Annotated in this window: 21 protein-coding genes; 13 read left to right on the forward strand and 8 right to left on the reverse strand. The window is 62.8% G+C overall.

The genetic code is table 11. The features are described 5' to 3' along the window. Positions 1 to 99: 99 nt before the first annotated feature. The 7 genes from R8871_RS30930 (at position 100) to R8871_RS30960 (ending at position 9,218) form a co-directional block, all read left to right on the forward strand. A complete protein-coding gene (locus R8871_RS30930; RefSeq protein WP_175053860.1) occupies positions 100 to 1,725 on the forward strand; it encodes a methyl-accepting chemotaxis protein in 1,626 nt (541 codons plus the stop codon). Between the two features lie 77 nt (positions 1,726 to 1,802). Next, on the forward strand, positions 1,803 to 2,267 hold the full coding sequence (locus tag R8871_RS30935) for a chemotaxis protein CheW (protein ID WP_175053861.1): 465 nt from the start codon (positions 1,803 to 1,805) through the stop codon (positions 2,265 to 2,267). Beyond that, entirely contained in the window at positions 2,264 to 3,790 is a 1,527-nt protein-coding gene (locus R8871_RS30940; protein WP_175053862.1) for a CheR family methyltransferase, read from the forward strand. The genes R8871_RS30935 and R8871_RS30940 overlap by 4 nt, the downstream gene beginning before the upstream one ends. Then, complete coding sequence (locus tag R8871_RS30945; protein WP_175053863.1) at positions 3,783 to 4,466, forward strand: chemotaxis protein CheW; 684 nt, start codon at positions 3,783 to 3,785, stop codon at positions 4,464 to 4,466. The genes R8871_RS30940 and R8871_RS30945 overlap by 8 nt, the downstream gene beginning before the upstream one ends. After that, entirely contained in the window at positions 4,463 to 7,003 is a 2,541-nt protein-coding gene (locus R8871_RS30950) for a hybrid sensor histidine kinase/response regulator (protein WP_175053864.1), read from the forward strand. The genes R8871_RS30945 and R8871_RS30950 overlap by 4 nt, the downstream gene beginning before the upstream one ends. A gap of 17 nt (positions 7,004 to 7,020) precedes the next feature. After that, positions 7,021 to 8,037, forward strand: a complete 1,017-nt coding sequence (gene cheB / locus R8871_RS30955) for a chemotaxis response regulator protein-glutamate methylesterase (protein ID WP_175053865.1) — start codon at positions 7,021 to 7,023, stop codon at positions 8,035 to 8,037. A 71-nt stretch (positions 8,038 to 8,108) separates the two neighbouring features. After that, the gene (locus R8871_RS30960; protein WP_175053866.1) at positions 8,109 to 9,218 is read left to right on the forward strand and encodes a diguanylate cyclase; all 1,110 of its coding nucleotides are present in this window, start codon (positions 8,109 to 8,111) and stop codon (positions 9,216 to 9,218) included. On the opposite strand, the gene mdeB is transcribed toward R8871_RS30960, so the two are convergent. Continuing rightward, complete coding sequence (gene mdeB, locus R8871_RS30965; protein WP_175053867.1) at positions 9,219 to 11,981, reverse strand: alpha-ketoglutarate dehydrogenase; 2,763 nt, start codon at positions 11,979 to 11,981, stop codon at positions 9,219 to 9,221. A gap of 152 nt (positions 11,982 to 12,133) precedes the next feature. Between mdeB and R8871_RS30970 the strand changes: the two genes are divergently transcribed. Further along, the gene (locus tag R8871_RS30970; protein WP_054037036.1) at positions 12,134 to 12,661 is read left to right on the forward strand and encodes an Lrp/AsnC family transcriptional regulator; all 528 of its coding nucleotides are present in this window, start codon (positions 12,134 to 12,136) and stop codon (positions 12,659 to 12,661) included. Positions 12,662 to 12,691: 30 nt separating this feature from the next. Here the strand turns inward: R8871_RS30970 and R8871_RS30975 are convergent, their stop codons facing one another. Continuing rightward, positions 12,692 to 13,492 (reverse strand): SDR family NAD(P)-dependent oxidoreductase, encoded by an 801-nt coding sequence (locus tag R8871_RS30975; RefSeq protein WP_175053868.1) that lies wholly within the window; start codon positions 13,490 to 13,492, stop codon positions 12,692 to 12,694. A gap of 174 nt (positions 13,493 to 13,666) precedes the next feature. On the opposite strand from R8871_RS30975, the gene R8871_RS30980 reads away from it, so the two are divergent. Both R8871_RS30980 and R8871_RS30985 read left to right on the forward strand, forming a co-directional pair. Continuing rightward, the gene (locus R8871_RS30980) at positions 13,667 to 14,602 is read left to right on the forward strand and encodes a GlxA family transcriptional regulator (RefSeq protein ID WP_175053869.1); all 936 of its coding nucleotides are present in this window, start codon (positions 13,667 to 13,669) and stop codon (positions 14,600 to 14,602) included. An 81-nt stretch (positions 14,603 to 14,683) separates the two neighbouring features. After that, positions 14,684 to 15,154 carry an HIT family protein gene (locus R8871_RS30985; RefSeq protein ID WP_175053870.1) on the forward strand — a complete coding sequence of 157 codons (471 nt, stop codon included), beginning with the start codon at positions 14,684 to 14,686 and terminating at the stop codon, positions 15,152 to 15,154. A 229-nt stretch (positions 15,155 to 15,383) separates the two neighbouring features. Here the strand turns inward: R8871_RS30985 and R8871_RS30990 are convergent, their stop codons facing one another. Next, positions 15,384 to 15,563, reverse strand: coding sequence for a hypothetical protein (locus R8871_RS30990; protein WP_175053871.1), 180 nt, complete (start codon positions 15,561 to 15,563; stop codon positions 15,384 to 15,386). Positions 15,564 to 15,840: 277 nt separating this feature from the next. On the opposite strand from R8871_RS30990, the gene speG reads away from it, so the two are divergent. Both speG and sap1 read left to right on the forward strand, forming a co-directional pair. Further along, complete coding sequence (gene speG, locus R8871_RS30995; protein ID WP_093634539.1) at positions 15,841 to 16,380, forward strand: spermidine N1-acetyltransferase; 540 nt, start codon at positions 15,841 to 15,843, stop codon at positions 16,378 to 16,380. A 448-nt stretch (positions 16,381 to 16,828) separates the two neighbouring features. Continuing rightward, positions 16,829 to 17,167 (forward strand): surface attachment protein Sap1, encoded by a 339-nt coding sequence (gene sap1, locus R8871_RS31000; RefSeq protein ID WP_115781471.1) that lies wholly within the window; start codon positions 16,829 to 16,831, stop codon positions 17,165 to 17,167. A gap of 290 nt (positions 17,168 to 17,457) precedes the next feature. On the opposite strand, the gene R8871_RS31005 is transcribed toward sap1, so the two are convergent. From R8871_RS31005 to R8871_RS31025, 5 genes are all read right to left on the reverse strand, one after another. Beyond that, complete coding sequence (locus R8871_RS31005; protein WP_175053872.1) at positions 17,458 to 19,191, reverse strand: IlvD/Edd family dehydratase; 1,734 nt, start codon at positions 19,189 to 19,191, stop codon at positions 17,458 to 17,460. Between the two features lie 57 nt (positions 19,192 to 19,248). Continuing rightward, complete coding sequence (gene araH / locus R8871_RS31010; RefSeq protein WP_093634676.1) at positions 19,249 to 20,253, reverse strand: L-arabinose ABC transporter permease AraH; 1,005 nt, start codon at positions 20,251 to 20,253, stop codon at positions 19,249 to 19,251. Positions 20,254 to 20,338: 85 nt separating this feature from the next. Beyond that, positions 20,339 to 21,889, reverse strand: coding sequence for an L-arabinose ABC transporter ATP-binding protein AraG (araG, locus tag R8871_RS31015; protein ID WP_175053873.1), 1,551 nt, complete (start codon positions 21,887 to 21,889; stop codon positions 20,339 to 20,341). 107 nt (positions 21,890 to 21,996) lie between these two features. Then, complete coding sequence (locus tag R8871_RS31020; protein WP_175053874.1) at positions 21,997 to 23,001, reverse strand: arabinose ABC transporter substrate-binding protein; 1,005 nt, start codon at positions 22,999 to 23,001, stop codon at positions 21,997 to 21,999. A gap of 186 nt (positions 23,002 to 23,187) precedes the next feature. Then, positions 23,188 to 24,636 carry an aldehyde dehydrogenase family protein gene (locus R8871_RS31025; protein ID WP_175053875.1) on the reverse strand — a complete coding sequence of 483 codons (1,449 nt, stop codon included), beginning with the start codon at positions 24,634 to 24,636 and terminating at the stop codon, positions 23,188 to 23,190. Positions 24,637 to 24,813: 177 nt separating this feature from the next. On the opposite strand from R8871_RS31025, the gene R8871_RS31030 reads away from it, so the two are divergent. Beyond that, the gene (locus R8871_RS31030) at positions 24,814 to 25,791 is read left to right on the forward strand and encodes a LysR family transcriptional regulator (protein ID WP_093634533.1); all 978 of its coding nucleotides are present in this window, start codon (positions 24,814 to 24,816) and stop codon (positions 25,789 to 25,791) included. Positions 25,792 to 25,796: the final 5 nt, after the last annotated feature.

Consider the following 25,796-nt stretch of genomic DNA (forward strand, 5'->3'; position numbering starts at 1 on the left):
CAAATCCGACGTCTGCAAAGCTTTCCGATCCTTCGACCCCGAGACCTACAAGTCGACATCGGGCGTCGAGCCCAAGCAAAAAAGTTAAGGGGCGTGCGCGTGAAACAATGGACCATCCGGCAACGGATTCTGTGCAGCTTCGGGATCGTGCTGATCGTGATGCTGGCAATGGCAATCGTCACTTTCGAGCAACTCGGCGGCATCGACCGCGACGCGAAGAGTCAGCAGGAAGACTCGATGCCCGGCCTCTACTACGCGACCGCGATGCGCGCGGCCTGGTTCGAGAACTACACCGTCACGCAGCGTCTCATTTACGTGGACGCGGACCCCGACTCCATCAAGCGCGACGACGCCCGCTTGCAGGAAACCGAGCAGATACTTCAAAAGCTCCTCGGCGACTACGGCGCGACCATCTTCCGCGACAACGATCGCGAGTTCTTCAATGACTTCCGTCAGCAACACGCACAGTACCTGCCGATCCAGACGTCCTTGTTGAATGCGTTGCCGGGTTCGAAAGAGAACGCCGCACAGATTTTCAACACGCAACTCACGTCTGTCTGGGAAACCGGCCGCGTCTCGGTGCGCAAGCTGGTCGACAACAACAAGGCCGACGCCGACAAGGCCGCCGAAAACATCCGCAACTCGGTTGAGACGACGCGCATCGTGCTGCTCGTGATGCTGCTGATTGCCGCCATTGCCGCCGTGCTGGCCGGCTACTGGCTGCTGCGCGCGGTCACCACGCCGATGGCGAAGGTGCTGCAAGTGGTCGACGTCATGCGCACGGGCGACCTCACGCAACGTCTGCAGCTGAACCGCGCGGATGAAATCGGCGCGCTCGAAGCAGGCTTCAATCGCATGACCGACGAGCTCACGGCACTGGTCGGCCAGGCGCAAAAGTCGGCGGTTCAGGTCACCACGTCAGTCACGGAGATCGCCGCGACCTCGCGTGAGCAACAAGCCACCGCGAACGAAACCGCGGCGACCACCACAGAGATCGGCGCGACGTCGCGCGAAATCTTCGCAACCTCGCGCGATCTGCTGCGCACGATGAACGAAGTCTCCGAAGTAGCCGGCCAGTCTGCGGCGCTCGCGGGCACCGGTCACGCCGGCCTCGCGCGCATGGAAGACACCATGCGCCTCGTGATGGAAGCGGCCGGCTCGGTCAACGCGAAGCTCGCGATCCTCAACGAGAAGGCCAGCAACATCAACCAGGTCGTGGCCACCATCACCAAGGTCGCGGATCAGACCAACCTGCTCTCGCTGAACGCGGCGATCGAAGCTGAAAAAGCCGGCGAATACGGCCGCGGCTTCGCCGTCGTGGCGACTGAGATTCGCCGCCTCGCGGATCAAACCGCCGTGGCGACCTACGATATCGAACAGATGGTCAAGGAGATCCAGTCGGCGGTGGCTGCGGGCGTGATGGGCATGGACAAGTTCTCCGAAGAGGTCCGGCGCGGCATGCTCGACGTGCAGAACGTGGGCGGCCATCTCACGCAGATCATCCAGCAGGTGCAACAACTCGCGCCGCGCTTCTCGATGGTCAACGAAGGGATGCAGACGCAAGCCACCGGCGCGGAGCAGATTACCCAGGCACTGACGCAGCTTTCGGAGGCCGCGCAGCAGACGGCGGAATCGCTGCGCCAGTCGACCCAGGCGATCGACGATCTGACGCACGTCGCCAATAGTCTGCGCACCGGCGTATCGCGCTTCAAGGTGGTGGCCTGACGCGCCGCGGCGGGCTCACCGAAGCACGCCGACGCCGATCCGCCCATACGCCTCTCTAACAGCCCAAGCCCACGCCGATGCTCTTCATCCTCTTCACGCTCGATAACGAACGCTACGTGATCGACGCGACGCAGGTGGAGCGTCTGATGCCGCTCACGCCCCAGTCGCCACCCAAGACGATCCCCGGCGCGCCGTCGTGGGTCGCGGGCGTGCTCGATCACGAGGGCGCGCCGCTGCCGGTGATCGATCTGCCGGCGCTCGCGCTCGGCCGCCCCGCCGCGCAGTTGATGTCGACACGCGTCGTGCTGGTGCGCTATCCGCATGCGGGCACGGTGCGCCTGCTCGCGCTGCTGCTCGAAGGCGCAACGCGCACCATCCGTCTGGAAGCCGACGCGTTTCATGACGCCGGCATCGACATGCCGAATGCGCGCTATCTGGGCCCAGTCGCAAGCGAAGCGGGCGGTCTGGTGCAATGGATTCGCGTCGAGCATCTGTTGCCCGATGAGGTCAAAGCCCTGCTGTTTCCCGAGGCGCACGCATGAACGCGCATCACGACAATGCGCCGCTCTATCGACGCTTCGCCGATCTGCTGCATCGGACCATCGGGCTCGATGCAGCGTCGCTCGGTCATCAGTCGATTGAGCGGGCGGTCGATCAGCGCGCCGCGGCCTGGTGCGCGGATGGTCACGCCGAAGCCACGCTCGCCGACTACTGGGAAGCCACCTACGCGTCGCCCTCGATGGTGCAGGCGCTCGTCGAAACGGTGGTGGTGCCGGAGACCTGGTTCTATCGCGATGCCGACGCGTTCAGAGCGCTCGCGCGTCTTGCGCACGAACGCCTCGATGAGCGCGGCACCGCGCTGCCGCTGCGGATTCTGAGCCTGCCCTGCTCGAGCGGCGAAGAGCCGTACACGATCGCGATGACGCTGCTCGACGCCGGCATCGACGCCGCGCACATGCGCATCGACGCAATGGATATCAGCGAGCGCTCGCTGGCTCTCGCCCAGCGCGCCGTGTACAGCCGCAACTCGTTTCGCGGCAATGCGTTCCCATTTCGCGACGCTCACTTCACCCGCACCGAAGACGGCTGGCGTCTCGCGCCACGCATCGTCGACGCGGTCCGGTTCTCGCGCGCGAATCTGATGCAACTCGATGCCACGGCGCTCGGCGTCTACGACTTCGTGTTCTGCCGCAACGTGCTGATTTACTTCGATCGCGACGCCCAGCAGACGGCCTTGCAAGCGCTCAACGGCGTGCTGGCCGAAAACGGCACGCTATTCGTCGGCCCCGCGGAAACCGGGCTGTTGATGCGTTATGGCATGCAGTCGGCGAAGATTCCGCTGGCGTTCGCGTTCCATCGCGCCACGGCTGCCGAAGCGCAGATGAACAGCTGGCACACCGCCCCGCTTGCCACGGCCGCGGCACTCGCGATGACGCATTCGCCAGTGCCCGCGCTCGCGCCGTTGCAGGTGTTTTCGGCCGAGCCTTTTGCGTGGCCCGATCCCGTTGCGCGCACGTCGTTCAGCGGCGGTTTGGCGCAGACGCAGTTAAACGCGAGGTCGCCGCACATGCCGTTGGATGCAATCTCGCAACGCACGTCATTGAACGGTATTTCCCAGAACATGCCGTCGAATGACGTTTCACAGCGCACGCCTTTGAGCGGTATTTCGCAATACACGCCGAAGCCATCCAAAGCCGCGTCGCAGTCGCACGAGTTCATGTCACTGCCCATCACCTCGCCGACCAACGCCTCACGCGACACGCTGCAAGCGGCGCACGCGCTAGCCGACGCGGGACGTCTGACGGAAGCCGCGAACGCGATCAACGTCTATCTGGAACAGCACGCCCCGCACGCCGACGCGTTCTATCTGCTCGGCGTGCTGGCCGACGCCAATGGCGATACGAACCTCGCCCGCGGCCAGTATCGCAAGGCGCTCTACCTCGACCCGCAGCACGCCGAGGCGCTCGCGCATCTGGCGACGCTGCTCGAACTCGAAGGTGACCGTAACGGTGCGCGTCTGTTGATGGACCGCGCATCGCGCGCACAGGGAGCGCAACGTGGTTGAAGAACGCACGGTGACCTTCGACGATTGCTGGAACCGCATCGGCGTGCGCGGCGATTCGTCGTGCGAGCGGCTGGAAGAATACGTGCGCTGTCTGAATTGCCCCGTGTTTGAAGCCGCTGCGGCCAAATTGCTTGAGCGTCCGATTCCACTCGTGGATCTCTCGCAGCACGAGTCCCGCACACCGGCGCATCCGCAAAGACATGATCAGCAAGACGCGAGTGAGTCGTTCCTTATCTTCCGTATCGGTGGCGAATGGCTCGCGCTGCCCACGCCGATCTTCAAGCGCATCGTGCAGACGCGGCCGATTCATACGTTGCCGCATCGGCAGCATCGCGCGGTGCTGGGCGTGGTGAATGTGCAGGGCGACTTGCTGGTGTGCCTGTCGCTCGCGCATCTGCTGGGTTTCGAAGCCGACACCACCGCAGACGATGACAAAGCGCGTCACGATCTGCCGCGTTTGCTGGTGGTATCGCGCACCGAAGAGCACGCGGTGTTTCCCGTCGATCAGGTCGACGGCGTGCATCGGATCGCGGTCTCCACCTTTTGCCCGCCGCCTGCGACGCTCTCGCAAGCCGCCGCTGCGCATACGCGCGCCGTGGCGCCGTGGCGCGGCATGACGGTCGGCCTGCTCGACGCAGATGCACTATTCGATACCTTGAACCGGAGTCTCGGATGACGGACGACCCGCGCCGCCCGTCGCTGATCGATCTCTTCCGCGAAGAAGCGCGGACCCAGGCACGTGTGCTCAACGACGGCCTGCTCACGCTCGACCGCGCACCGCGCGATGCCGCCGCGCTCGAAGCCTGCATGCGCGCGGCGCATTCGCTGAAGGGTGCGGCGCGTATCGTTGGTGTGCAGGTGGGTGTCGAGCTCGCGCACGCGATGGAGGATTGCTTCGTCGCGGCGCAGGAAGGTCGCGCCTTGCTCGATGCGGCCTGGATTGATGAGTTGCTGCGCGGAGTCGATATCGTTGCGCGCATCGGTAATGATGAGGACGAGTCGGCGCGTGATGCGGTCAGCGCGTGCGTGGCGTCGTTGCAAGCGCGGATGGTGGGTGTGGTGCCGCATGGAATGGCAATGCGAAGGGATGCTGTGCCACCGGTTGCTCCTGGGGCTGCTCGCGACGACGGTTCTGCATCTGCACCCAGCATAGCCACCAAACCGCAAACCGCATCGGCCGACTCTGACCAGGACGCTGACGCCGCATTCAATCTGCTAGCCAACGCCCTGCGCGCCGAAGCAACACCCGCTTCTGCCGCACCGGCCAGCGCGACTGCAAACGCATCCGTGCCCGCCTCGGGAACCTCGTTTGCTCCTGCAAGCGCGTCCGCCCCTGCGACCCCGTTCGCTTCTTCAAGCACCTTAGCGTCCGCCGCCGCAACCCCGGCCGATCCTGCAAGCGCCTCTGCGCCGTCGACCGCAACCGCATCCACCTCGCACGAAGCAAACACCCCAGCAACAGACCCCGGCCGCATGCTGCGCGTACGCGCCGACAACCTCGACCGGCTGCTCTCCCTATCCGGCGAATCACTGGTCGAATCGCGCTGGCTCAAACCCTTCGCGCAATCGATGCTACGCGTCAAACGCGTCCAACGCGACGGCACACGCGCGCTTGATCAGCTACACGAAACGCTCGCCGACCTGAAGCTCGACCCGCGCGCGCACGCCGCGCTCGAAGAACTGCGCCGCCTCACAGCAGAATCGCAACACCTGCTCGCCGAGCGCCTGGCCGATCTGGAAAGCTTCGACCGCCGCTCGACCCATCTGTCGCAACAGCTGTACGACGCCGCACTGCAATGCCGCATGCGCCCCTTCGGCGACGGCACCAGCGGTCTCGCGCGCATGGTGCGCGACGTCGCGCGTTCGCTCGGCAAGAAGGTGCGCTGGCAACTGGTCGGTGAATCGACTCAGGTCGACCGCGACATTCTCGATCTGCTCGAAGCGCCGCTCGGCCACATGCTGCGCAACGCGATCGACCACGGCATCGAAGCGCCTGCGGTCCGTCTCGCGCGCGGCAAACCCGAGGAAGGCACGCTTACGCTCGACGCCCGTCACACCGCCGGCGCCCTGCTCATCAGCGTCTCCGACGACGGCGCGGGCATCGATCTCGACGCACTGCGCGCGTCGATCGTTCACAAGAAGCTGGCGAGTGCGGAAACGGCTGCGCAGCTGTCCGAAACCGAGTTGCTCGAATTCCTCTTGTTGCCCGGCTTCTCGCTGCGAGATCAGGTCACCGAGGTGTCGGGCCGTGGCGTCGGACTCGACGCGGTGCACGACGTCGTCAAGCGCGTGCGCGGCACGGTGCGCATCACGCATGAACCCGGTGTCGGCACACGCGTGCAGTTGCAGTTGCCGCTCACCCTCTCGGTGATTCGCAGCCTGCTCGTCGAAGTCGCGGGCGAGCCGTACGCCGTACCGCTCGCCCATGTGAACCGCACGCTGCACGTAAGCCGCGCGGATATCGAATTGCTCGAAGGCCATCAGCACATCGCATTCGACGGCCGCCGCGTCGGCGTCGTCACCGCGCATCAGATTCTCGACACCGCGCCGCCCGCCAACGAAGGCGATACCGTCAGCCTGATCGTGATCGGCGACGGCGAAGAAACCTACGGCGTGGTGGTCGATCGCTTTCTCGGCGAGCGAATGCTGGTCGTGCAGCCGCTCGACCCGCGCCTCGGCAAGATCCGGAACATCACCGCCGGCGCGTTGATGGAAAACGGCGACCCGGTGCTGATCGCGGATGTCGACGACTGGCTGCGCTCCGTCGAAAGGCTCGTCGCGGGCGGTGATCTGAAACATACGCAGCACGGCGCCACCCTCACCGCCCGGCGCGTCACGCGACGCGTACTGGTGGTCGACGATTCGCTCACCGTGCGCGAACTCGAACGCAAACTGCTGGCTACGCGCGGCTACGACGTGACGATTGCCGTCGACGGCATGGACGGCTGGAACGCGGTACGCGGCGAGCGCTTCGACCTCGTGATTACCGACATCGACATGCCGCGCATGGACGGCATCGAACTCGTCACGCTCATCAAGCGCGATCCGCAACTGCAGTCGCTGCCGGTGATGATCGTCTCGTACAAGGATCGCGAAGAGGATCGCCGCGCCGGCCTGAACGCGGGCGCGGATTACTATCTGGCGAAAGGCAGTTTCCACGACGAAGCATTGCTCGATGCGGTGCGTGATCTGATCGGCGAAGCTTACGGTTAAACCCACGGGTAAAACGGATGAAAATCGGAATCGTCAATGACCTGCCGCTCGCCGTCGAGGCACTGCGCCGCGCGCTTGCGGCACGCCACGACTACGAGGTGCTATGGGTCGCGCAGGACGGCCAGCAGGCGGTCGATTTCTGCAGCGCGCAGCGGCCCGACATCGTGCTGATGGATCTCGTGATGCCGAACGTCGACGGCATCGAAGCCACGCGCCGCATCATGGCGAAGGCGCCGTGCGCGATCCTGATCGTGACCGTCGACGTGGGCGCGAACGCGTGGCGCGTCTACGAAGCGATGGGCGCGGGCGCGCTCGATGCGGTGGATACGCCTTCGCTGAGCGGTCCTGACGCGAACAAAAGTATCGCCACCCTGATTGCCAAGATCGATCGCATCGCCGCACTGGTCACGGAACGCAACGCGCCTGGCGCAGCAGCCGCCGCGGCGCCCAGAACCGCGACGAACCGCGATACGCCGCTGGTTGCGATCGGCGCTTCCGCTGGCGGCCCGGCGGCGCTCGCTACCTTACTCGCCGGCTTGCCGAAGGACTTCCCGGCGGCCATCGTCATCGTCCAGCACGTCGACGCGGCCTTCGCCGCCGGCATGGCCGACTGGCTGAACCAGCAGTCGGCGCTGCCGGTGCGGATCGCCAATGAAGGCGACCGGCCGCAAGCGGGCATCGTGCTGCTCGCCGCCACCGATGATCATCTCCACCTGAAGCTGCCCAACGTGCTCGGTTACACGAACGTGCCGGCGGAAACGCCCTACCGGCCATCCGTCGACGTGTTTTTCCATAGCGTCGTCGCACGCTGGCCGGCTCGAGCGATCGGCGTGCTGCTGACGGGCATGGGTCGCGACGGCGCAATCGGGCTCAAGGCGATGCGCACCAAGGGCTATCACACAATCGCGCAGGACGAAGCGACCTGCGCCGTGTACGGCATGCCGAAGGCGGCCGCGGCGCTCGACGCCGCCGCCGCGATCCTGCCTTTACCCCGTATTGCCGCGGCGCTCACTGCCGCCGTCGGCACACGTTAAGGCCAGGTAGGCGCACACTAGCCGCACATTAGCCCGCTACGACTCACTGACATTCATTCTGGCTGACCAATATGGACACTCCTAAACCGCTTCAGACCGCCACCGCGCCGGAGCTCGCAGAACAGGACGCGAACGCGCAGGCATACGCGGAAGACGGACCTAATAGCGCCATCGACGACGCGTTAGAGCGCATCCTCGGCAATCCGCCCGCGGCAGAGTGCCCGATTATGGTGTTGCTGGTCGACGATCAGGCGATCATCGCCGAGGCGGTTCGCCAGGCGCTGGCCGACGAAACGAGCGTCGACTTCCATTACTGCGCGTCGCCCGAAGAGGCAGTGCGCTGCGCCGAGGAAACCCGCGCGACGGTGATCCTGCAGGACCTCGTCATGCCCGGCACCGACGGCCTCACCCTCGTGCGGCAATACCGGCAGAAACCGGCGACGCGCGATATTCCGATCATCGTGCTGTCGACCAAGGAAGAGCCGCTCGTGAAAAGCGCGGCCTTCGCCGCCGGCGCCAACGACTACCTCGTGAAGCTGCCGGATCGCATCGAGTTGATCGCGCGGATTCGCTATCACTCGCGCTCGTATCTGAACCTGTTGCAGCGCGACGAGGCGTATCAGGCCCTGCGCCAGTCGCAACAGCAGTTACTCGCGACTAATCTGGAGTTGCAGCGTCTCACGCATTCGGACGGTTTGACCGGTTTGTCGAATCGACGCTACCTCGATCAGTACCTGGCCGCCGAATGGCGTCGCGGCACGCGCGACAAGACGGCCCTCGGCTTTCTGATGATCGATGTGGATAACTTCAAGGCCTACAACGACACCTACGGACACGTTGCCGGTGACGAAGTGCTCAAGCGCGTCGCGCATACCGTCGAGTCGTGTCTGGGACGCTCGCCCGATCTCGCGGCCAGGTTTGGCGGCGAAGAGTTCGCGGTGGTGTTGCCGGGAACATCGTCGGGCGGCTTGCGCCTGCTTGCCGAGAAAATCCGCCTTGCGATCGAAGGGCTCGCGATTCCGCACGCCGGATCGGCGGCGGGCGTCGTGACGATCAGCATCGGCGCGGCGAACATCGTGCCGTCCGCAACCGAGCCGGTGACAACGTTGATCGAAGCCGCCGACGTCGGACTGTATCGGGCGAAACGCGATGGGAAGAATCAGGTCTCGGTGAGCGGCTGATCAACATTGCCACGAAGCAGCGCCCACGGGCGCATCGCTTCGATACTTGCTGCGTGCTTCGGCCAGCACGCTCGCATCGATTGCGCCTTCGTCTACCAATGCCTTCAACGCCGCGATCACGATCGACTTGCGGTCCACTTCGAAGAACTCGCGCAAAGCCTGGCGCGTGTCGCTGCGACCGAAGCCGTCCGTGCCGAGCGTGACATAGTGGCGCGGCACGTAGGCGCGGATCAGTTCGGGCACCGCGCGGACATAATCGGTCGCGGCGATGATCGGGCCGTGCGATGCTTCGAGCGCTTTCGTGACGTACGGCGCCTCGGTCGGCTCGCCAAGACGCGCGTTTCTCTCCGACGTCATGCCGTCACGCTGCAACTCGGTGAAGCTGGTCACGCTCCACACTGCGGCTTCAATCTGCCAGTCGTCCTTGAGCAACTGCTGCGCCGCGATGACTTCACCGAGAATCGCGCCCGCGCCGAGCAGTTGCACTTGCGCTGAAACTTCCGATGCTGCCGCCTGCTCTTGCGCTTGCGCTTGCGCACCAAGCGGATAAATCCCCTTGAGGATACCCTCACGCAGCATCGTCAAATCACCACCCGGCACCGAAGGCTGCGCGTAGTTCTCGTTCATCACCGTTACGTAATAGAACACGTCGCGTTGTTCTTCGACCATCTCGCGCATGCCCTCGTCGACGATCGCGGCAACCTCATAAGCGAACGCCGGATCGTATGCGCGGCAGTTCGGAATCGTCGATGCCGCCAGATGGCTCGTGCCGTCCTGATGCTGCAAGCCTTCTCCACCGAGCGTCGTCTTGCCCGACGTCGCGCCAATCAGAAAACCTCTCGCGCGCTGATCCGCCGCCGCCCAGATCAGATCGCCGATCCGCTGGAAGCCGAACATCGAGTAGTAGATGTAGAACGGCAGCATCGGCAGGTTATGCACGCTGTACGAGGTCGCCGCCGCAATCCACGACGACACCGCGCCCGCTTCCGAAATCCCCTCTTCGAGAATCTGCCCTTTGGTGTCCTCGCGGTAGTACAGCATCGAGCCGAGGTCTTCTGGCTCGTACAACTGCCCAAGCGGCGAATAGATGCCGACCTGACGGAACATGTTCGCCATGCCGAAGGTGCGCGCTTCATCGGCCACGATCGGCACCACGCGCGGACCGACTTCGTTGTCCTTGAGCAGCGCGGTCAGCATGCGGACCAGCGCCATCGTCGTGGACATCTCGCGGCCGTTCGAGTCCAACGCGAATTGCCCCCAGGAGGACATCGGCGGGACGATCAGCCCCGTCGATGCCACTTTCCGCCTTCTGGGCAGATAGCCTCCCAAGGCAGCCCGGCGAGCATGCAGGTATTGCATCTCCGGGCTGTCGTCCGCTGGCTTGTAAAACTTCACCTGTTCGACGTCCTCATCGGTGAGCGGCAGGCGAAAGCGATCGCGAAACGCCTTGAGGTCGTCGAAGCCGAGTTTCTTTTGCTGATGCGTGGTCATGCGGCCCTGGCCCGACGTGCCCATGCCGAAGCCCTTCATCGTCTTCGCGAGAATCACCGTCGGCTGGCCGCGATGCGCGAGCGCCTTCGCATACGCCGCGTGCAGCTTGCGCACGTCGTGGCCGCCACGACGCAGACGGTCGATGTCGTCGTCGCTCAGTTGCGCGGCGAGCGCGGCAAGCTCCGGGTTCTGGCCGAAGAAACGCTCGCGGTTGTACGCGCCGTCGTTCGCCGAAAAAGTCTGGAACTGGCCGTCGACGGTATGGGCGAACGCGCGCAGCAATGCGCCGGTGCGGTCGCGTGAAAACAGCGCGTCCCAATCCGAGCCCCACACCACCTTGATCACATTCCAGCCGGCGCCGATGAAATGCGCTTCGAGTTCGTCGATGATGCGGCCGTTGCTGCGCACCGGACCATCCAGGCGCTGCAAATTGCAGTTGATCACGAACACGAGGTTATCGAGCCCCTCGCGCGCCGCAATCGAGAGCGCGCCGGTTGACTCCGGCTCGTCCATCTCACCGTCGCCGAAGAAGCCCCACACCTTGCGGCCTTCCGTTTGCACAAGGCCGCGATTGGCGAGATAGCGCATGAAGCGCGCCTGGTAAATCGCGTTGATCGGGCCGATGCCCATCGAGCCGGTGGGGAATTGCCAAAAATCCGGCATCAGCCACGGATGTGGATACGAGCACAGCCCCGGCCCGCCGATCTCGCGACGGTAATGCTGAAGATGCTGTTCGGAGAGAAAACCTTCGAGATAAGCCCGCGCGTACACGCCCGGCGACGAATGTGGCTGGAAGTACACGAGGTCGCCCGTGCCCTCCTCTCCGCCCGGCGCCGCAGCGCGAAAGAAATGGTTGAAGCCCACCTCGAACAGATCCGCCGCCGACGCATAGCTCGCAATATGGCCGCCAAGTTCGCCGTACGCCTGATTCGCGCGCACCACCATCGCCAGCGCATTCCAGCGCAGCGCGCCGGCCAGACGTTCTTCGAGTTCGAGATTGCCCGGATAGCGCGGCTGTTGATCGAACGGGATCGTATTCTGGTACGGCGTGACGTTGGTCCGCGCCGATTCCACACCCAGCGACAGCGCATGGCCCGCAAGCTTGTCGAACAGAAACTGCGCGCGATCCCGGCCGACATGCGCGACCACGGCGTCGAGCGCTTCCAGCCATTCGGCGGTTTCCTGCGGATCGGCATCTTCCGGCTCCGCACGCTCCGCGCGCTGGAGATCCAAAGACCGCAACTGCTTGCTACCGCTGGACAAATCCGTCATGGCACCACTCCCGCATCAACGCGTTCGGCTCAAGATCAAGTGAGTCAATGGTAACCACGTGCTCACAAAATGAGCATCTCATTTGCTTGTGATCCCGCACTGGGATAGGCTATTTATTCCGGATTTTGCCAACACGACAGAATATTTACTCTATGACCACGCCACCCAGACGTCTCGACCGCATCGACATCGGCATCCTGAGCCAGTTGCAGCAGAACGCGCGCATCACCAATGCGGATCTGGCCCGTTCGGTGAATCTGTCGCCCACGCCCTGCTTCAACCGCGTGCGCGCGCTCGAAAAGCTTGGCCTGTTCAAGCAGCAGGTCACGCTGCTCAATCCAGAGCCGCTCGGGCTGCGCATCAACGTGTTCATTCAGGTGAGTCTGGAAAAGCAGGTGGAAGACGCGCTGACTCGCTTCGAGCAGGCGATTTCGGAGCGCCCCGAGGTGATGGAGTGCTATCTGATGACCGGTGACGCCGACTATCTGTTGCGCGTCGTGATGCCGGATATGCAGACGCTGGAGCGCTTCATCGTCGATCATCTGACGAAGATTCCGGGCATCTCCAACATCCGCTCGAGCTTTGCGCTCAAGCAGGTGCGCTACAAGACGGCCTTGCCGCTGCCGTCGTCGGGACTGACGCTAGTCGATCCCGACGACGTTTCAACCGACTGGCGCTAAGGGTTCGCGAGGCGAGCTCCTAGCCAGCGATTACCCGCGTGCGTAACGCGCAGCCGGCAGGCTGCGTGACAGATTCGGCCCCAGATGCTGGCGAGCGGTGTTGAAGCGCTCCCAATCGGCCGCGTCCGGCAAGGACGGAATCGTCACGAGTTCGTGCTGATCGAGGCCCACGAGCGCGGCGTCTACCATGTCCTCGGCGGTCATCACGATCTCCGACGGCAGATGTTCGACCGCGAGACCGGCGCGGTCCCAGAACGCGGTGCTGGTGGCGCCCGGCAGCACAGCTTGCAACTGCACGCCCTTGCCACCCACTTCGTGATGCAGCGACTGCGTCAGGTTCAGCACATAGGCCTTGGTGCCGCTGTAGGTGCCGTTCAGCAACTCCGGCGAGAGTGCAACGACGGACGAAATATTGATCAGGACGCCATTGCCCCGCTCCACGAAACCCGGCACGGCTGCGGCCGTCAGGCGCGTCAGCGCTGTCACGTTCAGCTCGATCATGCCGTCGAGGTCGTCGATATTCGAGTCGATCAGCGAAGCCGTCGCGCCGACGCCCGCGTTGTTGACCAGCATGGTGATGCCGCGGTCGGCGCGCAAACGCTCCTCGATACGCCGCTGGTCGGCCTTGACGGTCAGATCGGCGGCGATGGTCTCGATATGGCGGCCGGTTTCCGCGCTCAGACGCTCGGCTACGCCCGCCAGACGTTTGACGTCACGCGCCACCAGAATCAGGTCGTAACCGCGCCGCGCGAGGCGGTCCGCATAAACCGCACCGATGCCCGACGATGCGCCCGTAATCAATGCCGTGCCCTTGTTTGCTTGCGTTGCCATGGTGAATCTCCTTGCGGGCTTAGCGCGTCATGCCTGAGCCCTGATCGATGAATGGGGAAACTGAAACCTCCGCCGCTGCGCCTTTTTTGTGGGCATCGCGGTGTTGACGAGTGAAGTCTAGGCGCGTAGTCTTTTGTCTCAAATGTCGTATTTACCTCGTTTTAGGACATCGCAATGAAACGCGTCGGCGTGGTGGTTTTCCCCGGCTTCCAGATCCTCGATATGGTGGCGATCTCCGTGTTCGAGCTGGCCAACCTCGAGGTCGGTCAGCCGGAATACCAGGTGGAAGTCATCTCCGAACAGGGCGGGATGGTGCGCAGCTCGGCGGGCGTCGAGATTGCGACAAAGGCATTCGGCGACCCCGCGTACGACACGGTGGTCGTGACGGGCGCGATGCAGATCGAGCCGTCATCGGCGGGATTGCTAGCGTTTTTGAACAACGCCCTCGCGGCCTCGCGCCGCACTACCAGCATCTGCACCGGCGCGTTCATACTGGCCGAAGCGGGCATTCTCGACGGCCGGCATGCCACGACCCACTGGTTCCACTCCCGCGACCTCCAGCAGCGCTTTCCCGATACGCGTATCGACGAAGACCGCATCTTTATCGTCGACGGCAGCGTGTGGACCTCGGCCGGCATGACGGCCTGCATCGATCTGTGTCTGGCGCTGATCGAAAGCGATCTCGGCGTCGAGGTCTCGCGCGCCGTCGCCAAGAAACTCGTGGTCTATCACCGGCGCACCGGCGGCCAGTCGCAGTTTTCGGCCATGCTCGACCTGGAGCCGAAGTCCGACCGCATTCAGGACGCGCTGTCATACGCGAAGAACCATCTGCGCGAGCCGTTGACGGTCGAGCAGCTCGCCGACGTCGCGCATCTGAGTCCGCGCCAGTTCAGCCGCGCGTTTCGCGACGAAACGCGCCAATCGCCGGCCAAGGCCATCGAGGCGTTGCGTGTGGAAGCCGCCCGCGCCATGCTCGAAGCGGGCCGTCACTCGATGGAAGCCGTCGCGGCCGAAACCGGCTTTGTCGATACCGAACGGATGCGGCGCGCCTTTCTGCGCGCGTTCGGCCAGCCGCCGCAAGCGATCAAACGCGCGGCGCGCGCGGTATAGCAGCGTGTTGTAACAGAGGTAGAGGACAATATCGCCGACGGCATCCCCACTTTGAACCGTACGGCAACTAGAGGACGCGTGATGAACTACGACGACAGCAATCCCTTCGCGAAGATTCTGCGCGGCGAACTACCCTGCATCAAAGTGGCGGAAAGCGATGCCGCGCTGGCCTTCATGGACCTGATGCCGCAAGCTGACGGCCACCTGCTAGTCGTGCCGAAGGAAGCGGCGGTCGAGATTTTCGAGTTGTCGGATGCCTCGACGGTGGCCTGCATGCGCATGACGCAGAAGCTGGCCATCGCCGTGCGCGCGGCCTTGCGCCCGGACGGCGTGTTCATTGGACAGTTCAATGGTGCGGCAGCGGGACAAACAGTGCCGCACGTGCATTTTCACGTGATCCCGCGCTGGGAAGGACAGCCGCTGCGCATGCATGCACGCGAAGTTGCCGATGCGGCCACGCTCGAAGCGCTCGCCGCACGCATTCGCAATCATTGGCGCGCCCCAGCAGATGGCGCGAACGCCGAAGACGACGCAACTGGTCACGCCCCGTAATATGTGTAATGGCTGGTGAAACCAGCCGCACGCGCTAGACGGCTAGACTGGCGTCTGCCTTGTACCCGCAAGGCATTGAGTGTGGATCTCTTTTTAGCCTGCCCGAAACGGCAGGCTTTTTTATTTGCGGGTCTCAGTTGCAGGACTGTCATTCACGGGCCTCACGCGAAGCACCCTCGCCTGGCAGCGATGCTTGCAGCGCGATGATTCACGCATTCCCCTGAAAGGGTCAAACCCGATGCCGCGAGCGGCGCAGCGGATGCCGCCAGTCGATACGGCGAGGCTTCGTGGGCTCAAGATGCAGGTCGTGCAGATGCCGATGCTCCTGCCACAATTCGTCGGAGAAAAGAAACGCGACGATGAGCAGCGGGATGACCAGAAAGGCGCCTAATATCAAGTGCTCGATCACGGTAGCCTCCATCGCAAGAGCATGATTTCATTGTAGAGCACCGCATGTGCCCACACGGTGCCGAGCCCCTCACAAATTTGCGATAAGCAGCCTGCGACAACGCGACGCCCCTCCCTTGCCGAACCCGCGCGACGCCTCGCGCTTCGCAAGAACGGTCTGCGCGGACGCGAGGCGTTGTAAGAACTCCCTGCGCCGAGCCCTGACTAACAGAAAACGCAGGCTTGAGTTCTCACGGCGAGCCTGTGCAATCAAACCAATAATTCTCAAGGGGAATCCAATGACTATCGAACGCAGCAGCGAACTGACCCTGCGCCCGCTCGAGCGCACCGATCTGCGCTTCGTCCATGAAGTGAACAACAACGCAAAGATCATGCGTTACTGGTTCGAAGAACCTTATGAAACGTTCTCCGAACTGACCCAGCTGTACGACCAGCACGTGCACGACCTGCGCGAGCGCCGCTTCGTGGCGATCGACAACGACGGTCAGACCGTCGGCGTCGTCGAATTGATCGAGCTGGACTATATCCACCGGCGCGGCGAGTTTCAGATCATCATCGCGCCCCATGCGCAGGGCCGTGGCTATGCCACCGTCGCCACGCAACTCGCAATCGACTACGCGTTTTCGGTGCTGAATCTGCGCAAGGTCTACCTGATCGTCGACAAGTCGAATACCGCTGCCATCCACGTCTATGAGAAGTGCGGTTTCCGGCACGAGGCCGAGTTGATCGAGGAGTTTTTCGGCAACGGCCGCTATCACAATGCATTGCGCATGTGCATGTTCCAGTCCGAGTTCTTCAAGACCAATCAGCACGGCTGAGTACCTTCAAACTGCGTCACCCAGGCGCGCCATGCTGCGTCGCCTGGGGCACCTGGCACCTTTTATCTTCTGTATACGCACCGTTATTTCGTGATTTTTGATTAGTCGGGTGAATGACTTTGTGTGCAATGCACCAAACACCGGCATTAATTGTAGTAAATCACTTAATTGGTGCCTCTCGTTTACGCCAATACGCACCGCAAAGCTTTACTGGTTAAAGCGGTGCACCCTGCCCGTCTTTTAGTTATCCGTTTCAATCAGCTCTGTTTAAGCGGCTGCTCAAGGCTTAAGCAGGTGCGACAGGTGGTGCGACAATTCGCCGCTGTTGCGACCGCACACAAGATGTGCTTGTCGTTCTTGCGCGTTCTCCTAAAGTGCAAGGTGCGGGTTCGACGTTAAAGTTAAATACATAGCTAACCTGAGTAATTCAACCCGCACCGGAGGAAATATGAAAACGCGAATCGCCCTTGTTTTCGCCATTGCGGGATTGGCTGCCGCTTCTGTTCAGGCTCAAGACGCCATGGTCAAGCCGCAGCAAACAATCCAGTTCAAGGCCAACGCGTATGGCTGTCTGTCGAAGGACAAACTCGACGCAGTCGACCAACACGCGCAAGCCGGGGAACAGCAAAAGATGCAGGAATTCTTCTCGGGATATCAGTGCGTTTCGACGCCGGAAAACTCGAGTTTCCGTGTTGTTCGCGTAGTCGGCCATGACGTCGAATTCGTGAATGCCGGCAATAGCGATACGCAAGGCCTCTGGGCAAACGATCGATTCATCAAACAATAAGCTAAACGCCAAAACACCGGGTAAACGCCCGGTTTGACGGGTTTTAAACTACGCTGTAAGCCCTCAGATATTAAAAGCTGAAGGGACTGCGAACCTGCGAGTTAAAAATCGGCTGGGCATTGCGTGCCCGGCCGCTTTTTATTTCTGAGCGCGCTTTCGATAGCGCGCTTTCCATGCGCGTTCTCCATAACCTGACGCCGATAAAAAAGCCGATGCGGGCTTTCGATCCGCATCGGCAATACGCCTTCTCGCAAAGCGCAGGGAGAAACGGCTAACCGTTCAAAAGACCATCAATGTGAGTCGCGCGGCACCGGTGCGCCGCTCGATCCGACCAGGAAGTCCAGATCTGCGCCCTGGTCCGCTTGCAACACGTGTTCGACATAGAGCTTGTAGTAGCCGCGCGTGGGCGGCGCAGGCGGTTGCCAGGCGGCGCGGCGGCGCGCGAGTTCTTCGTCGGTGACATCCAGATGCAGGCGGCGGGCGTCGACATCGAGTTCGATCATGTCGCCGGTTTGCACGAACGCAAGCGGGCCGCCCGCGGCCGCTTCCGGCGATACGTGCAGGACCACCGACCCGTATGCCGTGCCGCTCATGCGGCCGTCCGAAATGCGCACCATGTCCGTGATGCCCTTCTGCAGCACCTTCTTTGGCAGCGGCATGTTGCCGACTTCCGCGAAGCCCGGGTATCCCTTCGGCCCCGCGCCCTTGAGCACCATGATGCAGTGCTCGTCGATATCGAGCGATTCGTCGTCGATCTTCGCGTGCAGCTCCTCGATGTTCTCGAAAACCACCGCGCGGCCGCGGTGCTTCAGCAGATGCGGTGTCGCCGCCGACGGCTTGATCACCGCGCCATTCGGCGCCAGGTTGCCCTTGAGCACGGCGATGCCGGCCTTCGGCTTGAACGGCTCGGCGAACGTCGTGATGACCTTCTCGTCGTGATTCGGCGCATTGCGCACGTTGTCCCAGAGCGTCTTGCCGTTCACCGTCAGGGCTTCGCGATGCAGCAGGCCTTGCTCGCCGAGTTGCTTGAGCACGGCGGGCAAACCACCCGCGTAGTAAAAGTCTTCCATCAGGTACTCGCCTGACGGTTGCAGATTCACGAGACACGGCACGTTCGAGCCCAGCTCCCAGTCTTCCAGCGACAGCTCCACGCCGATGCGTTTGGCCAGCGCGATCAGATGCACAACCGCATTGGTCGAGCCGCCGATCGCCGCATTCGTGCGGATCGCGTTTTCGAACGCCTGACGCGTGAGGATCTTGTCCATCGTCAGATCCTCGCGGACCATATCGACGATGCGCCGGCCGGCCAGATGCGCAAGCACTTGCCGGCGTGCATCGACGGCGGGAATCGCCGCGTTGTGCGGCAAACCCATGCCGAGCGATTCGACCATCGAAGCCATCGTCGACGCCGTGCCCATCGTCATGCAGTGGCCGCGTGAGCGGTTCATGCAAGATTCGGCTTCGGTGAACTCTTCCTGCGTCATCGTGCCGGCGCGCACTTCCTCGGACATCTGCCAGACGCCCGTACCCGAGCCGATGTTCTTGCCGCGAAACCGTCCATTGAGCATCGGGCCGCCCGACACGGCCAGCGCGGGCAAATTGCACGACGCCGCGCCCATCAGCAGCGCCGGCGTGGTCTTATCGCAGCCCACCAGCAGAATCACACCGTCCATCGGATTGCCGCGAATCGACTCCTCGACATCCATCGAAGCGAGGTTGCGAAACAGCATCGCCGTAGGCCGCAGATTGGTCTCGCCGAGCGACATCACCGGAAACTCGAGCGGCAAACCGCCCGCTTCGTGCACGCCTTTTTTCACGTACTCTGCGAGCTCGCGAAAATGCGCATTGCAGGGCGTCAGCTCGGACCACGTATTGCAGATGCCGATCACCGGGCGTCCGTCGAATTCGTCGTGCGGAATGCCCTGGTTTTTCATCCACGAGCGATGCAGAAAGCCGTCGCGGTCTTTGAGGCCAAACCACGCCTGGCTGCGCAGCGGCTTTTTAGTCTGGTTGGAATCAGCCATGAAATCTCCTGTTGGCAAGCATATAGTGGGGCGCCTGGCCCGGGGCGTAGGTCAGCGTCAGTGCACGCGCTTGCTGCGGCGGTACTGATCGAACAACACCGCGAGCAGCAGAATCCCGCCGCGAATCAGATATTGGTAGAAGGTCGGCACATTCATCAGGCTCATTGCGTCCTGCACGGAACCCATGATCAGTACGCCGACCAGCACACCGGAAATCGTTGCGACGCCACCCGTTAGCGAAACGCCGCCGAGCACGCACGCGGAGATCACGCCGAGCTCGAGACCGACCGACGTCTTCGGATCGCCGAGGCTCATGCGTGACGCCAGCATCACGCCTGCAAAGCCCGTTACGAGACCCTGCAATACGAACACTGTGATCTTGATTCGGGTGACCGGCAAGCCCGCGAGCAAAGCGGCCTCGCTATTGCCACCCACGGCCAGCACGTTTTTGCCGAACACGGTTTTCTTCAGCAGAAAACCGAACAGCACGAAGCCGACAATGTTGCTCCAGATCGGATAGGAAATACCGAGGAACGCGCCGCCGCCGAGGTCGAAGAAACGCTCTTCGGAAATCATCACCGCGTCGCCGTTCGACGTGATGAAGGCGAGGCCGCGCACGACCTCCATCATCGCGAGCGTGACGATCAGCGAGTTGATCTTGTAACGCGCAACCAGCACGCCGTTGACCAGTCCGACCGCGCCACCCGCGAGCACGCCGGCAGCGATGCCGAGCGTCACGCTATGCGTCGCGGTAATCAGGGTGGACGCCACCACGCCCGCGAACGCAACGATCGACGCCACCGACAAATCCACTTCGCCCAGCGCGAGCACGAACATCATCGTTACGGATATCGAACCAATTAGCGTGACGGATAGCAGCAAGCCCTGGATGTTTCGTGAGCTCAGGAAATCCGGCACGGTGAACGACAAAGCCGCGAACAGGATGATGAACACCATCACGATGCCGGACTTGTTGATCAGGTCCCAGGTGCGCGCGGCGCGCGCGCTCAGGCCTGAGGAAGCGATGGCTGGCGTAGAGGAGTCGGTTGAGGGTGTCTGCATGATGTCTATTCCGTTTTCGATGGCGCGACGCAGTTGCCGTCGGTTGCATTCAGTGGCCTTCGGTTGGCTGGCGAGCGCGGCGTCCTTAGCGTGGCAGCGCAAGTTTGATCAGCGCATCCGGCGTGGCCTGCGCTTTCGGCAGATTGCCGACAATGCAGCCTTCCTTCATCACGATCACGCGATCCGCCACACCGATCACTTCGGCCAGATCGCTCGACACGACGATGACCGTGCGGCCCGCTTCGGCGAGCCCATACAGCAGGCCGTAAATCTCGCTGCGCGCGCCGACGTCGATGCCACGCGTCGGTTCGTCCATGAGGAACACGTCGATGTCTTCGGCAAGCCAGCGCGACAGAATCACTTTCTGCTGATTGCCGCCGGAGAGGGTGCCGATCGGCGTTTCGCCGTTACGCGTTTTGATCGAGAGCTTGCCGATGAACTCTTTGGCGGTCTGCGCTTCCTTTCGACCGTTGAGCACGTTGAAGCGGCTGAAGTGACGGCGGCAACTGATGTTGAGGTTGTCCGACACCGAAGCAATCGAGACGATGCCTTCCTGTTTGCGATCTTCAGGACACAGTGCGACGCCGGCACGCACGGCATCGCGCGGCGTAGCGAAACGCACGCGTTTTCCCTTGAGTACGATCTCACCGGCGCTCGGTTTGACGGCGCCGTAAATCAGCTTCATCAGCTCCGAACGGCCTGCGCCCACCAGGCCGAAGAAGCCGACGATTTCACCTTTACGTGCGGTGAACGAAGCCGGTTCGCGCAAGCCGCGTCCCATCAGCCCCCTGACTTCAAGTTGCAGGCCACCCAGTTCGCGTGTGCGGTAGCCGTACACATCGGCGATCGAACGACCGACCATGCAACTGATCAGGCGATCGCGATCGAGGCCGTCGCCGGCTTCGAACGTATCGATGCGGCGGCCGTCGCGAAACACCGTCACGCGGTCGCACAGTTCGTAGACTTCGTCCATCCGATGGGTGACGTAGATAATCGCGCGGCCCTCGGCCTTCAACGCGCGAATGATCCGGAACAACTGCGCGGTTTCGCGCGACGACAGCGAACTCGTCGGTTCGTCGAACGCAATCACGCGCGCATCGCGCATCAGCGCCTTGCCGATTTCGATCATCTGGCGCTGACCGATCGAGAGATTCTTCACCTGCTGCGACGGATCGATTTTTTCGCCAAGTCTTTCCAGCTCGCGCACCGCACGTGCAACCAGCGCCTTCTCGTCGAGCACGCCGAAGCGGTTGGGCAGGGCGCCGAGCATCAGGTTTTCAGCAACGGTCAGTTCAGGCACCAGATGCAGTTCCTGATAGATGATCGCGACGCCCGCCGCGATGGCCGCCTTGGTGGTGACGAACTGTTGCTCGACACCATCGAGCAACAAGGTGCCCGCCGCCGGCTGGTTCACACCGGACAGCACTTTGAGCAGCGTCGATTTGCCCGCGCCGTTTTCACCCATCAAACCGTGCACCTCGCCGCGCCGCACGTCGAGCGATACCTGGTCGAGCGCAAGCACGCCGGGAAAGCGCACGGTGATGCCGTCGAGTTGCAGATACGGATCAGTCGACGTAAGCGTAGGCGAGGGCGCTTGCGCAGAGAACGCCGTTTCGCCTGTGTGAGAAACCGTCATCTAAAGCCTCTAGCGTATGGACAACCTGTGCGGGCCGATCTCGCGTTGACGTCAGCGTGAACGTGAAAAACGTGAAGCGGCCCGCGGTGTGCAAACTCGAATACCGCTTAAATTCCGAGCTCTTTACGCACGTCCTGCCAGTTGCCGCGAACCATCAGCTTGCCGGTGGTTTGCGTGTCGGCGGGCGGCTGCTTGCCGTCCTTGATCCACTCGACGAGGTTCTCCGTACTCTCCTTGCCGTGCATCGTCGAGCTCACGGCGATCGTGCCGTAGAAGCCCGTCGGTTCCTTCTTCTGGAACTCGGCAAACGCTTCGCCTGCACCGTTGATGCCGACGCCGATCACGTCCGCCGCCGGAATGTGCAGTTGTTCAGTCGCGCGCACGCCGCCCAGCACGCTTTCCTCGTTCAACGCGAAGATCACCCACTTCTTGATGTTCGGATGCTGCGCAAGCACCGGCGATGAGGCGTTGAAACCGCCTTCGTCATCGGTGGTCTTTTGCGGCGCGTCGAAGATGTTTTCCTTCTTGAAGCCGCCGGCCAACAGCGATTCCGTTGCGCCGTCGGTGCGCAGTTTGGCGGTCGGCAGTTCGTAGTTCGTGATGCGCAGCGCGCCGACTTCTTCCGGCTTCCAGCCGCGGCGCTTCATCTCTTCGGAGATCGCCGTGCCGACCTGATTGCCGATCTTGAACGCTGACATGCCCAGATGCGGCACGTTCGGCAGCGGCTTGCCGGTGGAGTCGACGAGTTGATCGTCGACGGTGACGAACTTCATGTTGTAGCGCTTCGCACGCGCCTGGATCGCCGGTCCGAGCCGCACGTCGGGCGCGCAGATCACGAAGCCTTTGGCGCCTTGTGCACCGAGGTTATCGATCGCGGCCAGCACCTTTTCACCGTCCGGCGTGCCGATGTTGACCACCGAAAAGCCGTCCTTCTGGCCGAGCGCGGTGGCGGCTTTCTGTTCGTTGATGAACCACGCCTGTTCCGGCATCTTCACGAGGAAGCCGACTTTGAGCGGCGTGTCCGCGTGTGCGGCAAATTGCGAGGCAAAGGGCGCGGCGAGCGCCGCAGCGGCGATCGCGGATAGCGTCAAACGGCGAAGCTTGCTGGTCATACTTGTCTCCTGAGGTTGAAAAGCTGCATTGGTTTCGTTTATTTGCAGCGGGGAATGCACGGCGGCGTCAGCCGGGGCGTGGATAGGCGATGGGGTGAACCATTCGGATCGTGGCAGCGCGCGCTGTGCCATGCGCTGCGGAGCGAACCGCGGGAGAAGTGAAGAAGTGAGCGCGCCTCATGGCCATCAACCCGCAACGTAGGCCGTTTTCACGGCCGTCCAGAAGGCTGCGTCGGTTGCGCCATAGGCCGATGCCTTGCGACCGCCACCAGGCGCGTGATGCTCGACGGTAGTCGTCGGCAGATTGATCGTGACGAGTCCGCATTGCGCGTGGCGGCGGAAATGCCGCGCGCGGCTCAAGGAGCGTGTGCAGATGCCGGCGCATAGACCGTAAGCGGTGTCGTTCGCGAGATGCAACGCGTGGTCGTAGTCGTCGGCTTTCAGCACGACGGCGAGCGGACCGAAGATCTCGTCTCGTGCGATGCGGTGTTCGGGTTCGCCGATAAACAATGCCGGTTCGAAAAAGTAGCCACGTGTTGCGCGCTCGAGCTGTCGGCCGCCGTGCAGCCGTTGCGCGCCTTCTTCCTGACCAACGCGGACATAGTCGAGATTGCGCTCCAACTGCGCGGCGTTGGCGACCGGACCCATATCCGTGCCGTGCTTCAGTGCGTGATCGACGTTGAGTCTCGCGAGCTTCGCCCGCAATGCGTCGACGAACGGCTCGAACACCGCACGTTCGACGATCAACCTCGACGCAGCCGTGCTGCATTGCCCGGCGGAGCCATACGCGCCGCTGAGAGCGGCATCGACGGCGCCGTCGAGATCGGCATCGGCCAGCACCACGAAGGGATTCTTGCCGCCCATTTCCAGCTGCACGCGGGCTTGCCTTGCAGCGGCAACCTGCAGCACACGTGTGCCGGTTTCTGCCGACCCGGTGAAACTGATCGCCGCCACCAACGGATGCGCGGCGATCCGCGCGCCGACCTGCCGGCCGCTGCCCATCACGAGATTGAATACGCCGGCCGGCAAACCGGCGCGGCTGACAATCGACGCCAGCGCCGCCGCGCAACCCGCAGCCGATTCGGCCGGTTTGAAGACCACGCAATTGCCGTGGGCGAGGGCGGCGCCGATCCTGGCGGCGGCAATCGCCAGCGGCGCACTCCAAGGCGCGATGATGCCGATGACGCCGAGCGGTTCGCGCGTCACGTCGATCTCGACACCGGCGCGCGCCGATGCCACAGGCTCGGCAAACGCGCGGAGCGCCTCGGCGGCGAAGAATTTGAAAATCTGGCCGGCGCGCGTGGCTTCGGTCAAGGCTTCGGGCAACGGCTTGCCGATCTCGCGCGCGAGCAGCCGACCGAGTTCGTCGCGTCGCGCCAGCATCTCGCTGCCGATCGCATCGAGCGCATCCGCGCGGCGCTGCGCCGAACCCAGCGACCATTCGCGGAACGCCGCGCCGGCAGCTTCGATAGCCGTATCGGTTTGCCTTGCATCGGCCCGCACGTAGTCGCCGACCGGTTCATCCAGATCCGACGGATTGAGCGACACGCCGGTGGTCGCGCCCGTCTCCCATCCGCCATTGATGTAATGGCGGAACGGACTGGCAACGAGCGGGACGAGCGGATCGCGATTCATCGACGGGAGGGCGCCACATGGGGAAGCTCAGAAAGTCCACGAATGGTATGAGCCGCCCCAATAACTTTCCAATCCCTTTTTCGGCCATCCCGATATCAATTTCGATATGGCATGATGGTGACTCGACGACGGCAAATCGTGCGATAGACGGCATCGAGCCGCATAGGGAGACAGGCCATGACGCGTAGCTACTCGAACTGGTTCGTGCGGGCGCGGCTTAAAACACGGCAGTTGCTGCTGCTCGCGGCAATGGAAGAGGAGGGCAACGTCCGGCGCGCCGCCGACGTGCTCGGCATGACCCAGCCTGCCGCGTCGAGGCTCCTGAAAGAGCTGGAGGACATGCTGGAGGTGAGTCTGTTCGACCGCACGCCGCACGGCATGCACGCCACGCTGTATGGCGAAGTGATGATCCGTCACGCGCGCATGGTGCTCTCGAATCTTAGCCACGCGCACGATGAAATCTCGGCACTACGCGCCGGTCTGGCCGGCCAGGTGCGGATCGGCGTGATCGCCGCGGCCGCTGCGACGATGGTGCCGCGCGCCATCGCCAGCGTGAAGGAGCGCTATCCGCAGTTGCAAATCTGGGTAGAGGTGGAAACGTCGGACGTAATGTTGCCGAAGCTCGCCGAAGGCGAACTGGATATCATGATCGGCCGGGTGCTGGAGCGGCAGAACCAGTTCAAGGCGGAAGTCCGCTACGAACCGCTCGCCGACGAGCCGTTATGCGTGGTGGCGCGTCCCGGCCATCCTCTCGAAAATGAAACAGGTTTGACACTGCGCGGAATCGTCAACGCGAGTTGGGTTTTGCACCCGCCGGGCAGCGTATTGCGCCATCGCTTTGATCTGATGTTTTCGCAGATCGGACTGAATCCGCCTCAGAACGTCGTCAATACCAACAATTTTTTGGCGATTTCGAGCTTATTACTTCAAAGCGACATGTTGGCGGTTTTACCTGACGAAGTGGCGCGTCAGTACCAACAGTACGGTGTTCTCAAGCAGGTACCGATCGATTTACCGTGCAGAATGGATACATTCGGTATCATCACGCGCCAGTCGCATCTGCTTTCGCCAGCGGCCTCCGTCGTGCTCGAAGCCTTACGGGCAGCCGCTGCCGAGGTGTATGGCACCGCTTTCGAGCCGACAGTGGCGCGATAAATGCT

It is taken from the genome of Paraburkholderia sediminicola (assembly GCF_902859805.1).
GTDB classification, from domain to species: domain Bacteria; phylum Pseudomonadota; class Gammaproteobacteria; order Burkholderiales; family Burkholderiaceae; genus Paraburkholderia; species Paraburkholderia sediminicola.